This window comes from Streptococcus oralis SK610 (genome assembly GCF_000257455.1).
GTDB lineage: Bacteria > Bacillota > Bacilli > Lactobacillales > Streptococcaceae > Streptococcus > Streptococcus oralis_CB.
This window is the reverse complement of the sequence record NZ_AJKQ01000017.1, coordinates 80,969-95,569: the sequence shown is the minus strand read 5'-3', so window position 1 is coordinate 95,569 and position 14,601 is coordinate 80,969. Positions and strand designations below refer to the sequence as shown.

At 36.6% G+C, this 14,601-nt stretch carries 11 protein-coding genes and 1 pseudogene; 6 read left to right on the top strand and 6 right to left on the bottom strand.

The window, feature by feature from the left end; all coding sequences use genetic code 11:
- Positions 1 to 153: 153 nt before the first annotated feature.
- Entirely contained in the window at positions 154 to 1,005 is an 852-nt protein-coding gene (locus tag HMPREF1115_RS06915; RefSeq protein ID WP_000434959.1) for a helix-turn-helix domain-containing protein, read from the bottom strand.
- Positions 1,006 to 1,129: 124 nt separating this feature from the next.
- On the opposite strand from HMPREF1115_RS06915, the gene HMPREF1115_RS06910 reads away from it, so the two are divergent.
- Positions 1,130 to 1,471, top strand: a complete 342-nt coding sequence (locus HMPREF1115_RS06910; RefSeq protein ID WP_001204052.1) for a metal-sulfur cluster assembly factor — start codon at positions 1,130 to 1,132, stop codon at positions 1,469 to 1,471.
- Positions 1,472 to 1,639: 168 nt separating this feature from the next.
- On the opposite strand, the gene ilvD is transcribed toward HMPREF1115_RS06910, so the two are convergent.
- A complete protein-coding gene (gene ilvD / locus HMPREF1115_RS06905) occupies positions 1,640 to 3,343 on the bottom strand; it encodes a dihydroxy-acid dehydratase (RefSeq protein WP_000137342.1) in 1,704 nt (567 codons plus the stop codon).
- 220 nt (positions 3,344 to 3,563) lie between these two features.
- On the opposite strand from ilvD, the gene rpmF reads away from it, so the two are divergent.
- The 5 genes and pseudogenes from rpmF (at position 3,564) to HMPREF1115_RS06880 (ending at position 6,303) form a co-directional block, all read left to right on the top strand.
- Positions 3,564 to 3,746, top strand: a complete 183-nt coding sequence (rpmF, locus tag HMPREF1115_RS06900) for a 50S ribosomal protein L32 (protein WP_000290417.1) — start codon at positions 3,564 to 3,566, stop codon at positions 3,744 to 3,746.
- A gap of 15 nt (positions 3,747 to 3,761) precedes the next feature.
- Complete coding sequence (rpmG, locus tag HMPREF1115_RS06895; RefSeq protein WP_001265622.1) at positions 3,762 to 3,911, top strand: 50S ribosomal protein L33; 150 nt, start codon at positions 3,762 to 3,764, stop codon at positions 3,909 to 3,911.
- Between the two features lie 201 nt (positions 3,912 to 4,112).
- A pseudogene (locus HMPREF1115_RS12285) lies at positions 4,113 to 4,345 on the top strand (IS30 family transposase); the annotation flags it as partial.
- A gap of 184 nt (positions 4,346 to 4,529) precedes the next feature.
- Entirely contained in the window at positions 4,530 to 5,720 is a 1,191-nt protein-coding gene (locus tag HMPREF1115_RS06885; protein ID WP_000923488.1) for an AAA family ATPase, read from the top strand.
- A gap of 4 nt (positions 5,721 to 5,724) precedes the next feature.
- Positions 5,725 to 6,303 carry an RloB family protein gene (locus HMPREF1115_RS06880; RefSeq protein ID WP_000091131.1) on the top strand — a complete coding sequence of 193 codons (579 nt, stop codon included), beginning with the start codon at positions 5,725 to 5,727 and terminating at the stop codon, positions 6,301 to 6,303.
- Between the two features lie 164 nt (positions 6,304 to 6,467).
- Here HMPREF1115_RS06880 and HMPREF1115_RS06875 read toward each other — a convergent pair whose 3' ends face one another.
- Genes HMPREF1115_RS06875 through HMPREF1115_RS06860 form a run of 4 tightly spaced genes read right to left on the bottom strand, consistent with a single transcriptional unit; the run spans position 6,468 to position 14,170 of the window.
- Complete coding sequence (locus tag HMPREF1115_RS06875) at positions 6,468 to 8,294, bottom strand: ImmA/IrrE family metallo-endopeptidase (protein WP_000146842.1); 1,827 nt, start codon at positions 8,292 to 8,294, stop codon at positions 6,468 to 6,470.
- A 15-nt stretch (positions 8,295 to 8,309) separates the two neighbouring features.
- On the bottom strand, positions 8,310 to 11,444 hold the full coding sequence (locus HMPREF1115_RS06870) for a type I restriction endonuclease subunit R (protein ID WP_001123864.1): 3,135 nt from the start codon (positions 11,442 to 11,444) through the stop codon (positions 8,310 to 8,312).
- On the bottom strand, positions 11,437 to 12,573 hold the full coding sequence (locus HMPREF1115_RS06865) for a restriction endonuclease subunit S (RefSeq protein ID WP_000875679.1): 1,137 nt from the start codon (positions 12,571 to 12,573) through the stop codon (positions 11,437 to 11,439). Before HMPREF1115_RS06865 ends, HMPREF1115_RS06870 begins: the two co-directional genes overlap by 8 nt.
- The gene (locus tag HMPREF1115_RS06860) at positions 12,563 to 14,170 is read right to left on the bottom strand and encodes a type I restriction-modification system subunit M (protein ID WP_001085787.1); all 1,608 of its coding nucleotides are present in this window, start codon (positions 14,168 to 14,170) and stop codon (positions 12,563 to 12,565) included. Before HMPREF1115_RS06860 ends, HMPREF1115_RS06865 begins: the two co-directional genes overlap by 11 nt.
- Positions 14,171 to 14,601: the final 431 nt, after the last annotated feature.

The window sequence follows — 14,601 nt, the reverse complement described above, 5'->3', positions numbered from 1 at the left end:
ATAGTATAGCACTTATGAATTAGCGAAAAAAAATTTTGAATATATGCAACACACAAAATAAGCAAAGAAACGATAGAACTTTTGTAACGACCTGAGAGTAGTCAAAAGTTCTATCGCTTAAATTTTCAAATTATTTTCTTAGTTTGCAGATATTCAACAATCGGTTGTATTTCTGTAGTATTCAGCAGATTTGTTACAACCAAGCATCTCAAAAATATGGACAGCATCTTCCATCTTTTTTTGTCCTTCCTTGACTCTACCCTGCTTGCTATCAAGAAGACCTTCAGCCCACAAATAGACAATTCGGAAATAGGTCTCATTTTCCTTGTAGAAATGCTCTTTGATGACACGTTTAAAATAAGAGGCATTGGTAAATTCTTCATACTCAATGCTGGCTAAAAAACCATTCAATAGCATGGTGTGAAAAAGGTTTCGATTACTAGACATTTCCATTAGAAAATCGGATTTGCGGACCATTTCTCGTACATATCTAGTAAAAAGAGAAACAGACAAGAACGGAGAACTGACTGAGAACAAATTGAGTTCATAGATTCCCCAAATCTCAGTAGAAAACAAGTAGTCATGAAGGACTTTCCCTTCCTCTGCCGTTAACTCAACCGTTTCATCCATACTCTTCATATAAGACTTGATAATGATGGCATTTAGAATATGTTTCTGTTTGTTTTGAGAATGGGCATGCTTTTGATACTCCTTGCGATATAAGTCCTCAAGAGGTGCTATATTCTTTAAATCCAAAACATCTGTGATTTCTTTTCTCAACTCAGAATCTGTATCATACTGAAAACCTCTCGCCAGAAAGAGGATTTCCTCTACACTAGCAGATATATTTTCTAGGGCAAATAGAAACTTTTCCACCGAAAGCTCACTCTGACCTGTTTCAAATCGGGACAACATAGACGGCGAGAATTGTCCACCAGTTGCTTGTCTCAGCGAGATATTTCTTGACTCTCGTAATTGTCTAAAGACTTTTCCAATCTGCTCCATAGACTTCTCCTTAATTCGGTGTTTTATTTATGTTATCATATTTTTTCAGAAAATTCATCAAAAACTTGCCAAATTGTCAGAATTATGAGAAAATAGAGGATATTTATCACGTGGAGGGACTGTTATGAGAGACGATATCAAAATTAATGACCGTGCTTTGGCCTTACAAGATCAAATTATCGAAAAACTAGAGAAGGTTTTTGATACAGATGTGGAATTGGATGTTTACAATCTAGGACTGATTTATGAAATCAATCTGGATGAAACGGGTCTCTGTAAGATTGTCATGACCTTCACCGATACTGCCTGTGATTGCGCCGAAAGTTTGCCTATCGAAATTGTCGCAGGTCTAAAACAAATCGAGGGTATCGAAGATGTCAAGGTTGAAGTTACCTGGTCGCCTGCCTGGAAGATCACACGAATCAGTCGCTATGGCCGTATTGCCCTTGGACTGCCACCTCGTTAAGCAGGCAAATCTCTTTTGAAGAAGATGAAAAAAAGCAAGCCATTTTGGCTTGCTTTTTGATACTCAATGAAAATCAAAGAGCAAACTAGGAAACTAGCCGCAGGCTGTACTTGGGTACGGCAAGGCGACGTTGACGTGGTTTGAATTTGATTTTCGAAGAGTATGAGTTTATTTTTTACCTGACTTGTCCATATTCCAGAAGTCTGTCACGGCTCCGCGAGAAGCGGATGATACGATGTGGGCATATTTACCGAGGACACCACGGCTATAAAGTGGTGGCAAGGTTGTTTCTGCCTTGCGTTTTTCAAGTTCTTCTTCGGATACGGCCATAGAAATTTCTTTGGTATCTTGGTCAACCGTAACGATATCGCCTGTATGGAGGTAGGCAATCGGTCCACCATCCTGAGCTTCAGGGGCGATATGTCCAACAACCAGACCATAAGTACCACCAGAGAAGCGTCCATCTGTCAAGAGGGCAACCTTATCTCCTTGACCTTTACCAACAATCATGGATGAAAGTGACAGCATCTCAGGCATACCAGGACCACCCTTAGGTCCAACAAAACGAACAACGACAACATCGCCATCAACGATTTCATCTGTCAGAACGGCCTGAATAGCATCTTCTTCTGAGTCAAAGACCTTAGCTGGTCCAACGTGGCGACGCACTTTAACACCTGATACCTTGGCAACCGCACCGTCAGGGGCAAGGTTCCCGTTCAAGATGATAAGCGGACCGTCTGCACGTTTTGGATTTTCAAGTGGCATAATGACTTTTTGGCCTGGTGTAAGGTCTGCAAAGTCAGCCAAGTTTTCAGCGACTGTCTTACCAGTACATGTGATGCGGTCGCCATGAAGGAAACCATTTGCCAAGAGGTATTTCATAACCGCAGGGACACCACCGACTTCGTAGAGGTCTTGGAAGACATACTGACCAGATGGTTTCAAGTCGGCCAAGTGAGGCACACGTTCTTGGATCGTATTGAAGTCCTCAAGTGACAAGTCAACATTAGCCGCATGGGCAATGGCAAGCAAGTGAAGAGTGGCATTTGTAGAACCACCGAGAGCCATCGTTACAGTGATGGCATCTTCAAAAGCTTCACGAGTCAAGATATCTGATGGTTTGAGACCAAGCTCCAGCATCTTAACAACAGCACGTCCTGCTGCTTCGATATCTTCTTTCTTGTCAGCTGATTCAGCTGGGTGAGAGGATGATCCTGGCAAACTCATCCCTAGAACTTCGATAGCAGTCGCCATGGTATTAGCTGTATACATACCACCACAGCCACCAGGGCCAGGGCAGGCATTACATTCGAGACGCTTCACGTCCTCAGCTGTCATATCACCGTGGTTCCATTTTCCGATACCCTCAAAGACAGAAACCAAGTCAATGTCTTTGCCATCAAGGTTTCCAGGTGCAATGGTTCCACCATAGGCGAAAATAGCTGGGATATCCATATTGGCAATGGCAATCATGGAACCTGGCATGTTCTTGTCACAGCCACCGATAGCGACAAAGGCATCGACGTTATGACCGCCCATCGCCGCCTCGATGGAGTCCGCGATGATGTCACGAGATGTTAGAGAGAAACGCATACCAGGCGTTCCCATAGCAATCCCGTCGGCTACCGTGATCGTTCCAAACTGTACCGGCCAAGCACCTGCCGATTTGACACCTTCTTTAGCCAATTTCCCAAAATCATGCAAGTGAATGTTACATGGTGTATTTTCCGCCCAAGTTGAAATCACTCCCACAATCGGTGTTTCAAAGTCTTTATCTGTCATACCAGTCGCACGAAGCATGGCACGGTTTGGTGATTTCACCATACTGTCATAAATGCTACTGCGGTGACGTTTATCCAATTCAGTCATCTTATCCCTCCCGTTTCAGTTTTTACTATTATAGCACATTTTAAAGGCAATGAACAGAAGAAAATTCTTGAATTTTCAGAAAATTTCGATTAATGACTTCTAATTTTTTCATCTTTTTTTGTCAAGTAACTTTACTTTACAAAAAAAATGTGTTATCCTAGTATGGTTGATGAAAATCAGTAGATTGAATCGAATTTAAATACCTAAAGGAGAAAAAGAAATGGCAGTACCTGCACGTCGCACGTCAAAAGCGAAGAAAAACAAACGTCGTACACACTACAAAGTAACAGCTCCATCTGTAAACTTTGACGAAACTACTGGAGATTACTCACGTTCTCACCGTGTATCACTTAAAGGATACTACAAAGGACGTAAAATCGCTAAAGCTGCATCAGCTGAATAATAGAAGGGAGATACCATGCGCGTAAATATTACACTTGAACACAAAGAATCTGGTGAACGCTTGTACCTTACTTCTAAAAACAAACGTAACACTCCAGACCGTCTTCAATTGAAGAAATACTCACCAAAACTTCGCAAACACGTTGTGTTTACAGAAGTTAAATAGTGGGTCATTACGTTTCAGTAGAAACGAAAAAACCTTGATTTAACGCGATTCTTGAGTTTTCAAATTTCAATGTATTGCAATAAAAATCAACCGAATGACTACATTTTTGACTACATTTTTTGTGAAATAAATTAGATGTTCGGATATATAGAAAACGCTCTAGTCATATTGTCTAGAGCGTTTTTGTATTGTTTAAGAAAAGTAGATGTTTATTTTGCTTATGACTATTCGTCTTATGAACGAGGTACAAATGAGAATTTCAATGGTCTGCTAAGAGAGTTCATTCCAAAGGAAAGTTTACTGAAAGAATTAAATTAGATCCTTTTAGAGGATTATACAAATGCTATCAATGCAAGGCCAAGACGAATTCAGGGGTTTGGTACACAAAAAAGCTGACTGAGTTAGCTCAGACAGCTTTAAAGAAACTCACTTAATCAAGAGGTATGACTTTGTTGAACCTGACTTGATAATTGGGGAAAATGATTTTTCAGAATAATTTTAAAATGTTAGTATTTGCACATAGTTTTCGTTTACACAGCTATTTTCGTGAACTTAGGTAAAAAAAATGGTATAATCTATAATATAGAATACGAATTTTCGTTTTCAAGGAGGTCAGTTATGCTATTAGAGTTTGTATTTAATAATTGCTACTCATACAAAGATGAAGCATATTTCTCAATGGAAGCCGTTAAGAAAACTCGCAAAAATAATGAGTTTGCATCTTTTAATGGTCATAGAATTTTAAAGAGTGCCATTATTTTTGGGCCAAATGCTTCAGGTAAAAGTAATTTAATGAAATCTCTCAGGACGTTTCAAAATTTAGTTTTAAAAGATGATAAACTAAAAAATCCATTTCCAACTTACGCTAATAATCCTGATAGTATTAATTTCGAAATAACAATCTTAATAGAAGAAACTATATATAAATATTCAGTTTCCTATTGCTCTGATGAAATAATTGAGGAGCATCTTGAAATAGAAGAGGGAAATGAGTTTGTGACATATTTCCATCGTATTAAAGGAAATTATGAGATTATACCGAGAGAATTGGAATTGCTAAAGAACAAAACACGAATGGATAGCTTATTTTTAATCACTGGAAAGGCATTTAATGATCATCACTGCTTAAATGTGTTTCGTTGGTTTAGAAATAATTTAATTTTTATCTCTCGAGAGGTTCCGCCTGTTTTCGACCATCTTTATAAGTTACAAAAAGATAAAAAAAGAAAGAAAAAATTAATTAATTTTTTACAAGCTGCCGATTTCAATATTGTAGATTTCGAAGTTCTTCAATCTAATGCTACAATGCCAGATGTGATAAAACAGCTATTTATATCTACAGCTGACTTTACAGAGTTTCAAACAAAGATTAAACATAGAGATCATGATGGAGAAACTTTTGATTTATCAGTTAGTCAAGAGTCTGATGGTACTAAAAAAATGATTGCGTTATCAACTATATTATTAACATTAAACAATAGTACTATTTTTATAGATGAATTTGACGATTCATTTCATCTAGGTTTATCAAAAGCACTTGTTGATGTATTTAACTCAGATGAAAATTCGAACCAAGTAATTTTAACGAGTCATGAATTAGAGCTAATGGATGCTGGCTTCAAAAAAGAACAGATTTATTTCACAGACAGAAGTGCTGATGGAGCAACAGAACTATATTCTGTTTACGATTTTAAATCCGAAGTAAATAGACAAGATTATTCTTATGTAAAAAGATACAATAAAGGTTTATTTGGTGCTGTCCCTGAAATTCTTGTTGGGAAATTAAAGGAAATTATTAAAGGGGATTAATACTATGAGTAGAAGAAAAAGTCAGGAGAGAAAAAATCCACCTCAAATAAAACTTTATACAGAAGGGGAAACAGAAGTAATTTATTTTGATGCTCTAAGATCTATTGTTGGTATTAAAGATGGAATAGGCTTTTCTGCTAAGCAAGTAAATAAGCAGGGATTGGATTTGTTTTATTATGTAAAAAGGTGTTATACAAGGCATAACTTTGAAACATCTCCTGTCAAAATTGTATTAGTTATCGATAAAGATAATACTTCATCTGAAGACCTTACTACCCTAAAAAGTCTTTGTGAAAAAAACAATTATGAACTAGTTTTTTCTAATAAATGTTTTGAATTATGGCTATTGTTACATTATGAAAAAGTGACTAGAACTTTAGATGCTGAACAATTAATTGAACAGTTAGAACATCATTTATCTAAAGAATATAAAAAAACAGATCAAAAGACAATAACTGTTATTTCTAGTTTATACGCACAAGCTCTATCAAATAGTGATCATATGGCTTCCATTGTAAATAACTTTGATATAAATCCATATACAAATGTTAATAGATTTTTAAGAACTTTTTTTGATATTTGAAAACGATGATAAAAAGCAGCATGATTGCTGTTTTTTTAGTAGTTCTATTTTTGTTATATTGAAATAAACAAATTTTAACTGTTTAAAATTAAACAAGACTATATTTTGATATAATTAACATGATAAAAAATATTGGATATACAAAAGGAACTCTAGCTTAAGTGCTAGAGTTCCTTTTTTCTAGTTAAAAGAGAAAATTCTCTCTGGGCTAATATCAAATTACAATGTTCCACTGTGAAATTTCCAGTAGCCATCATAAATACATCCAACAGCATTTCTTCATCATTAGATTGAGTCCGTAATGTTCTACCTGATAACTCCAAGAATTTGTAAGCTATTTTATGAGGCAACGAAAGAGCTACAGACAAAGCAACTACCGTTCTCATTTTAGGTTCTTTGGAATTATTTAGTAAATTATAGATTGAACGTTCTGAAATTAACGAAGTAAAGGCAAGTTCTTGATTCGTCATATCTCTCCAATCTCGTAAATACTCAAGTGCTCCTCCAAAGTCAGGCGGTAACTCATTAAGTACTTTTTTTATCTCATTCCCATGACTCATTAACATTGACGCTTCTTCTTCAAGTTTTAGATTTTCATCGCTATTGGGGTAGTGAAATTGAGAAGTGACACTGTCGTCAACGGAATTATCAAGCGTTTTAGCAAATGATAATTTTGCCTTATTATGAGAAATACTTTTCTTCTCAAAAACCAAACAGCATTCTTCCATATGAGTCTTCGCATATTCAGTTAATTCGGGAAGACCACTTGAATTAATAGTAATATATTTAGAATCGTTTAAACATATATGTGATTCCGCATAAATTAGACCTCCTTCAGAAAGTCTATGGCGTAAAGATTCATGTTTTGAAACTAACTGAGATAAATCAGATACCCCTATTGAAAATGTTTGGTCAACTCCTAGAAAACCTTTTTGCCAAGAATGGGCTGGAACATAGCGACCATCAACATAATTAAATGCTCCCTTAGCCTCCTCTATCCCAAATTCTACTAAGCGTTTTTGGGCTGCAATAATAGTCACCCCAAAATAATTCACAGTAGCTTTAATTAAATCTTCAATGATATCTATCATTGAGTTCACTTGTCTATTTTCTTTTAACTCGGCAAATTTCAATTTGAGAAATTGTTGAGTCATAGCTTTAGGCATCATGATTTTAGGAGCGAGGCTGTGTACTTGCCATTCCATCCAATCCGTTTCAACAGCTTCTTCAGTTGTTGAAATTTGAGCCACGCTATCAGCAGAACCCTTTTCTAGTTCCACTGAATATCTGTGTAAAATCCAATGTAAACATTCATGAACAATAGTGTTATTGACAGTTCCTGATGGTCTAATTTTTTCTAGGTTTTTATCGATAACAATAGTCATTTCAGATATCTCTTGCTCCGTGTCGTCCTCAAAATAAATCCGCCCGAAAATAGAAGTGTCAGGGTTGATTTCTCTAAATTCAACACTAAGCCCCAATGTTTGAGCTAGAATATATGGATTAATTTGCATGGGTGACTTGAGTGCATCTGGATAATACAGTCTCAAAATTGCTTCCGCGGTATCATCTAGTTCATCTTTCCATAAAAAAGGTACTAGTTCATCTGTAAAAGGACGTTCAAAAAGGCTTAGTTCACCTTTCTTATATGGGGTGACTTTATGAATTTGAAAACCATGAAGTCCACCTTCTACACGTGCCGTACAAGAAACACGTAACCATCGATTTTTCTTTTGACTAGATGATGTCTTATAAAGCTCAAACCACACAACATCCGCATATATGTTTAAGATTACGTCAATATCAATTAAATCATCATCTCTATTTCCTGCATAAACATATTTTATCTCACTGAATTCAACATCAATTGACCCTGATACTCCATTCCTTAAAAGCCCCAAACTAAGTGCGTTTTGTACAAAGTAATCAATCCCTGCTCTAGATACCTCGTCAAAGTAATGCTCTTTTACATATTTTGTAATTGAAGCCATATATCCTCCTAGATATCAGTTCTTAGATGATTTAAAGTTTTCAGCTTGTCCAAGCACTTGTTCAAAGACTTCATCATTCCATTGTGGCGGATAGCCGTTTTCATAGAGTAATATTGTTAAATCCATATTTAACTGGCTCTTGATATCCTCACGACTTGACCAGTCTGCATACTGAGCCTTATCATCAACTAATTCTTTAATAGCTTTAGATAAATCAATACATTTTTCATCCGCATATTCAAATTCATGTTCATCACGAACCTTGATAAGAATGTCATAAAAGGCTTTTTCTTCATAAGAAATTCCTAAATCTTTGAACGAATCCATATCAATTTGAAGGTCTTTCAAAATCTTCATGATTTCATCCGAAAGGCTATTGATGAAATCTGCTGTCACCTCCGAAACAAAGATTTGACTATCTCTGTTATTATAGGCTTCAACAACTCTATCTAGTCTCTCTGAAAATTCAATGGCTTTAACCTGATTAGTTCCGCCGTACTGGTCAATGGCACGTTTTAACAACATAAGCAGGGCATTAAATTTGGTGATTGGCATTTCTAAAGCATCAAGTTCATCTAGGAAACTTTCATCAAATAACTCTTGCTTATCATTATTAACAATATCTTCCACGCCAGTTGAAGCTATCGCATTTTCAATCATTTGTTGAACATGCTTGTTCATCATTTCAGCATCTGGTGCATTGCCTTTGGTCTGTTTGTAAATAATTGAGCGGATTGCCATGTAAAATTGAGCTTTCTCTGTTTCCTCATCTGTGAGCTCTCCAGAAGGAAATACAATTTCATAAGCAGACTTCATTCGACGTGACAGGTACATAAAACGTACTTCCATGTCATGAAGTCTTTGAACGTACTCTGCCCCTCTGTTAAGACAAAGCAATCTCTCTGCAGGCGTACCATGATAGAAGTCTGAAGCATCAAAATTAACCAGCAATTCATCAATTAAACTCAACTGATTTCTAAAGATTTTCAAGGTAATCTCCAGTTCATCAATCGGACTTTCTTGCTCACCACCATAGGTTTTGATGGCTTCTAACATTGCTCTCTTGATTCCGATATAGTCAACTACCAAACCATGGTCTTTCCCTTCAAAGACGCGATTTACACGGGAAATCGTCTGAATAAGGGTATGCTTTTGAAGGGGTTTATCAATGTACATAACGGCAAGGGATGGTACGTCAAACCCAGTAATCCACATATCCACTACAATAACAATTTGAAAGTTTGAATCAATGTTTTTAAATTGAGCGTCTAACATCTTACGGTGTTTAGCATCTCCCAATAAATCATACATCTCCTTGACATCATCTTGGCTACGAGTTGCAACTATATTGACTTTAGGAAGAGATTCTAACTTCTCTAGTTCTTGCGGTGATAAGTCCTCACGCTCTGTTTTCTTTGCAATAAACCAGTCTGGACGAACTGATTTTATAGCTTGGTAAACGTTAAAAGCATGTTCACGGTTCGAACAAACAATCATGGCTTTTTGAACAATCTCAGGTTTCTCACTAACTACCTTTTCATAGTGTTCAACAATATCATCAGCTACTTTTCGGATTCGGTCTGGGTGATTTAAAATTTGTGTCACCTTAGACATGGTACGTTTACTTGCCTCTATCTGCTCAATATTGGCACCCTGTTCCTCAACTTCTTTGTAGTAGTTGTCAATCTCAGCAACCTGTTCTTCATTCGTGATAACACGTGCTAGACGTGGTTCATAAGAAATACGAACCGTAATGCCATCATCTGTTGATTCTTTCATCGTGTAGGATTCAACTACCTCACCAAAAACATGGATAGTATCATCAATCGGTGTTCCTGTGAAACCAGCATAAGTCGCATTTGGAAATGAATCCCTCAAATACTTAGCAAAGCCGTAAGAAGTTTCAACGCCAGCCTCTGTGTACTTCAGCTTAGAACCTACATTGGTCTGTGTACGGTGTGCCTCATCTGAAATACAGATGATATTTGTTCGTTCAGAAAGCAGTCCTGTCGCCTCTTCAAATTTTTGAATCGTGGTAATGTAAACACCGCCACTTTCATTGATAGATAGCTCTTGCTTGAGTTCTGCTCGACTTCCAATCGTTTTAACTTTTTCTGTTTTCAGGTAACGTTTTGACCCTTCAAAAAGTTTACTAGTCTGGTCGCTTAAATCCTCACGGTCAACCAAAATAATCACCGTTGGAGATTTGAAGATTTCTCGGTCATGTGTAGCTAGCAAGCGTGACAAGAAAAGCATGGTATTGGTCTTACCTGAACCAGTCGCACCAAAGTAAGTACCTCCTTTGCCGTCTCCATGAGGTTTTAAATGCAATTTGATATTTTCCAACATCTTATTGGCTGCAAAAAACTGAGGATAGCGTGTCACGATAGCTGTATCCTTCTTATCAGAATCAGGATAGTAGATGAAATCTCGTAAAATAGCCACCACTCTATCTTTGGCAAAAGCTCCATGAATCATGGTCAAAAGAGCAGAGATACCGTTAGATACCTTCTCATCATCATTTGCCTTATTCCATGAATAGTAGTATTCATAAGGAGTGAAGATAGAACCCAACTTGGTATTAGCTCCATCAGAAATAACTGACAAGAAAGCATACTTCATCAGTGATGGAATATCCCTATTGTAGCGAATGGTAATCTGCTTCCAAGCGTCATAGACAGTTGTTGTTTCCTGAATAGCTGTTTTAAACTCAAAAATGGCAACAGGAATCCCATTGATAAAGAGAATTAGGTCTGGTCGGCGCTCATATACATCTTGAACAGTATATTGATTAACGGCTTTAAAAATGTTATTTTCTGGGTTCTCAAAATCAATATATTCAATATGAATCGTTGCTAGCGCTGAGTCATCACGAACAAGGTTAAATCCCTCATTTACTAGATAAAACGCTTCACGGTTCCCCATATAAAGCGGAGCATTAGGTACATACTTAATTTTATTGATGACTTTTTCTAGTTCGGTATCAGCTAGGTTTGAATAGCGATGGCTCAGAAACTCCCTCATATCTTCTTCAAGTAGAATATCATCATACTTGCGATGAAGTTTATCACCACTGATATAGTCATACCCCTGTTCTTGAAATAGTTCAATAATGGCTTCTTCAAGTTGAGCTTCGGTAAATTTAGGCATTAGCATTCGCCTCCTTTGTCGCTCCAGCAATCAAAATAGGACAAATATCCTTAATCTGCTGTTTAAGTCTTTCATTGATTTGTTTGCGCTCAAGATAAACGTTATATAATTGAGCAATAGAATTTTGGATTTCTATATTAGGCACTGGGATTTTAACATCGCATAAGCTGTCCCATGAAAACAGTTCCTGAGATGAACCCCAAGACATAAATCTCACTAATCTATCAAATTCTGCTCTTTTGAAAAAGGCAAATAAGAAGTCTGGATTGAGTTCCTTAAGCTTGTTGTCTATTATATTGAATGAATTATAGTTCCATGTGACAATTACTGGTTCATCAAGTTTATTTATAGCTAGCACTAACATATCCCGTCCATCAGTTCGACTATTATATGCGAAGAAATTTTCAGGAATAACCAAAAATTTGGACAGGTCAGTTTTAGATATATCTGCTTTTGTGAGAATAAACTCCTTCTTATTAGAAATCCCTCTCACATGTTCTTTATTTAATTTTTTATCAATGTTACGTAACTCATTTTTTTCAATAAAATTACCTAGCTTCTTATACAACGAACGGTCTTTCTTTAATTTATCAAAATAACCGTCGCAAGTAAGTTTCAAATCTTCCAAGCCGTTCTCATAGGCTTTTTGATTGGCTAGCATGGCTTTATAAATTGCCACATACTTTTCTTGAATATGTAGAGGTGGAAGGTCAATTTCAATATCACACATATCATCCCATGAGAAAGTTTCACGTGCTGAACCCCATGAATTGTAACGTGCAAAACGGTCAAACTCTGGACGATTGAAGTACATAAAAAGGAACTCTGAGGACAATAATTCTGGCTCTTTTACCTTAAAAACAATATACGATGATGAAACAATATAGGTATCCTCCGTATCGTTATAGGCAAGGGTGATTTTCTCTCCATTTCGTGATGTGACTGTAACATAAGCAAACGAATCAGGTTTGACTAATTTATACGGTTTCAATGACACACCATCCATTGTCGCTTTCGTCTCTATAAAAACTTTTTGAATAGAGATACCCTTTACATCTGATAAACTATACTCTTCATCAGAATTCCTGTCATCTATTTGCTCTATCAACCTTGATAACTTATACTTCATACCCTATCCCCTTAAAGGCTTCTTCTAGGCTAGCTTGCGAGGCTTTTTCTAGCGTCAAAACTTCTTTCATTTCAGCTTGAATACGAGTCATTTCTTTCTCATAATCAATTTCTAGGTCATGGTCAATAAATTCAACATATTTTGAAGGTGCAAGTGAGTAGTTAGCTTCGCGAATCTCCTCAAGACTTGCTGATTTACATAGTTCAGCTACATCTTCATAGCCTTCATCTGTCTGCCATGAGTGATAAATTGCTTTTATCTCAGCAATTTGTTCATCTTTTAAGATTACTTTTTTCTTACGAGTTGTTCTTGAACCAGGAATAGTATATTGTGCAATATTCTGATTCCATTTTCTTAAATCACAAAATAAAATCTCTTTTTCTCGATTTCTTAGTATTCTACCGTTTTTTTTGCTACTTTTTTTGTTGTTGTTAATTATCCAAAGAGTACACGATAAATCTACTGTGTAAAACATATCACGAGGCAAGACGATAATCGCCTCTACCTTATCATTTTCAATGAGCTGTTTACGGATTTCATACTCTACACCATCGGCATTCAAAGCACCATTTGCCAAAAGAAAGCCTGCGACACCATCCGTCACATCTAATTTAGATAACATGTGCAGAATCCAAGCATAGTTGGCATTTGAAGCAGGTGGGACTTTATATCCTTCCCAACGAGCGTCATTTAGCAACTCTTTTTCCCCACGCCAATCTTTTAAGTTGAATGGCGGATTAGCCATGATGTAGTCAACCTTCATATCCTTATGTTGGTCATCTGTAAAGCTCGAACTTTCGCCATAAGGCTTATTCCCGAGGTTATATGAAATTCCTCGAATCGCAAGATTCATTTTTGCCAAGCGACGGGTATCAGGGTTCTTTTCTTGGCCAATGATAGAAATGCTTTTTTTGTTGCCATGGTGTTGCTCAACGAATTTCACAGACTGAACAAACATTCCTCCAGAACCACAAGCAGGGTCATAAACTCGACCAGAATATGGTTCAATAAGTTCAGCAATCAACTTAACTGCTGAAGGTGGGGTATAGAATTCGCCCTCTTCTTTAGTACTTGCAACTGCATAAGACTGCATGAAATATTCATAAACACGTCCAATTAAATCCTCTTCATGGAACTTGTTTTGGTCAATTTTATTGATTTCATCAATCAAGTTCTTAAGAGTCCTAATCTCAGCTCCTAAACCAGCATAAAAATTTGATAACAGAGCACCTTCTAGAGATGGATTATCCTTCTCAATTGTTGCCATAGCTGTGTCAATTTTAATAGCTATATCATTGGAGCTTGATTCTTGAACAAGATAAGACCAGCGACTCTCTGGTTCAAGATAGAATACATTCTGTGAAGTGTATGAGTCTTTCTTCTCTGCTAAAATCTTTATCAATTCAGGTTTGTCAGCATATTCACGACTAATCTCCTGACGGCGATTTTCAAACTTATCACTAGCAAATTTAATAAAGACTAGACCAATAACGGCATCGCGATTCTTTTCTGTTCCACCTGCTCCACGTAAAGCATTACGGCAATTAAAAAGAATTTGCTCTAGAGTTGCTTCTTTAGAAACTGTTTTTTTAGCCATTAAAAAGCACCTCCATTCTCAGTGAGTGAAGGTGTTTTTTTGCATGCTGAAAAAAGGTAAAAATTACCTGCTGTTCTGTTCTGTTTTGTTCTGTCAGATTGTATCACAACTGTTCTCCTAATAAAATTTACTTACTATTATTATATCACGTGAGAAAAGTTTTTGAAAAAAAGTTACGTGTTTTATGAACTAGGAGTTCATGTTTTATCACAGAATTAGCCCATAATTTGAACTTTATACTATAAAAATCCCTTAACAGTCGCCCTAAAACACATGAACTAACAGGTCATGGGAAAAGTGATTACTATCAACTACAATGTAATCATAAGATGAAAATCTTAACTAAATCATTTTTATAGTCCTATATTGATGCGCATCAAACGGACGGATTGAAACTCAGAACATATCTACATCATCAGGTGTAGACTGTG

Excerpts from the sequence above, each read along its gene's own strand:
- HMPREF1115_RS06870 (WP_001123864.1), bottom strand. The coding sequence starts at position 11,444 with ATGCCTAAATTTACCGAAGCTCAACTTGAAGAAGCCATTATTGAACTA.
- rpmF (WP_000290417.1), top strand. The coding sequence starts at position 3,564 with ATGGCAGTACCTGCACGTCGCACGTCAAAAGCGAAGAAAAACAAACGT.
- HMPREF1115_RS06860 (WP_001085787.1), bottom strand. The coding sequence starts at position 14,170 with ATGGCTAAAAAAACAGTTTCTAAAGAAGCAACTCTAGAGCAAATTCTT.
- HMPREF1115_RS06915 (WP_000434959.1), bottom strand. The coding sequence starts at position 1,005 with ATGGAGCAGATTGGAAAAGTCTTTAGACAATTACGAGAGTCAAGAAAT.
- HMPREF1115_RS06885 (WP_000923488.1), top strand. The coding sequence starts at position 4,530 with ATGCTATTAGAGTTTGTATTTAATAATTGCTACTCATACAAAGATGAA.
- HMPREF1115_RS06880 (WP_000091131.1), top strand. The coding sequence starts at position 5,725 with ATGAGTAGAAGAAAAAGTCAGGAGAGAAAAAATCCACCTCAAATAAAA.
- ilvD (WP_000137342.1), bottom strand. The coding sequence starts at position 3,343 with ATGACTGAATTGGATAAACGTCACCGCAGTAGCATTTATGACAGTATG.
- HMPREF1115_RS06875 (WP_000146842.1), bottom strand. The coding sequence starts at position 8,294 with ATGGCTTCAATTACAAAATATGTAAAAGAGCATTACTTTGACGAGGTA.
- HMPREF1115_RS06910 (WP_001204052.1), top strand. The coding sequence starts at position 1,130 with ATGAGAGACGATATCAAAATTAATGACCGTGCTTTGGCCTTACAAGAT.
- rpmG (WP_001265622.1), top strand. The coding sequence starts at position 3,762 with ATGCGCGTAAATATTACACTTGAACACAAAGAATCTGGTGAACGCTTG.
- HMPREF1115_RS06865 (WP_000875679.1), bottom strand. The coding sequence starts at position 12,573 with ATGAAGTATAAGTTATCAAGGTTGATAGAGCAAATAGATGACAGGAAT.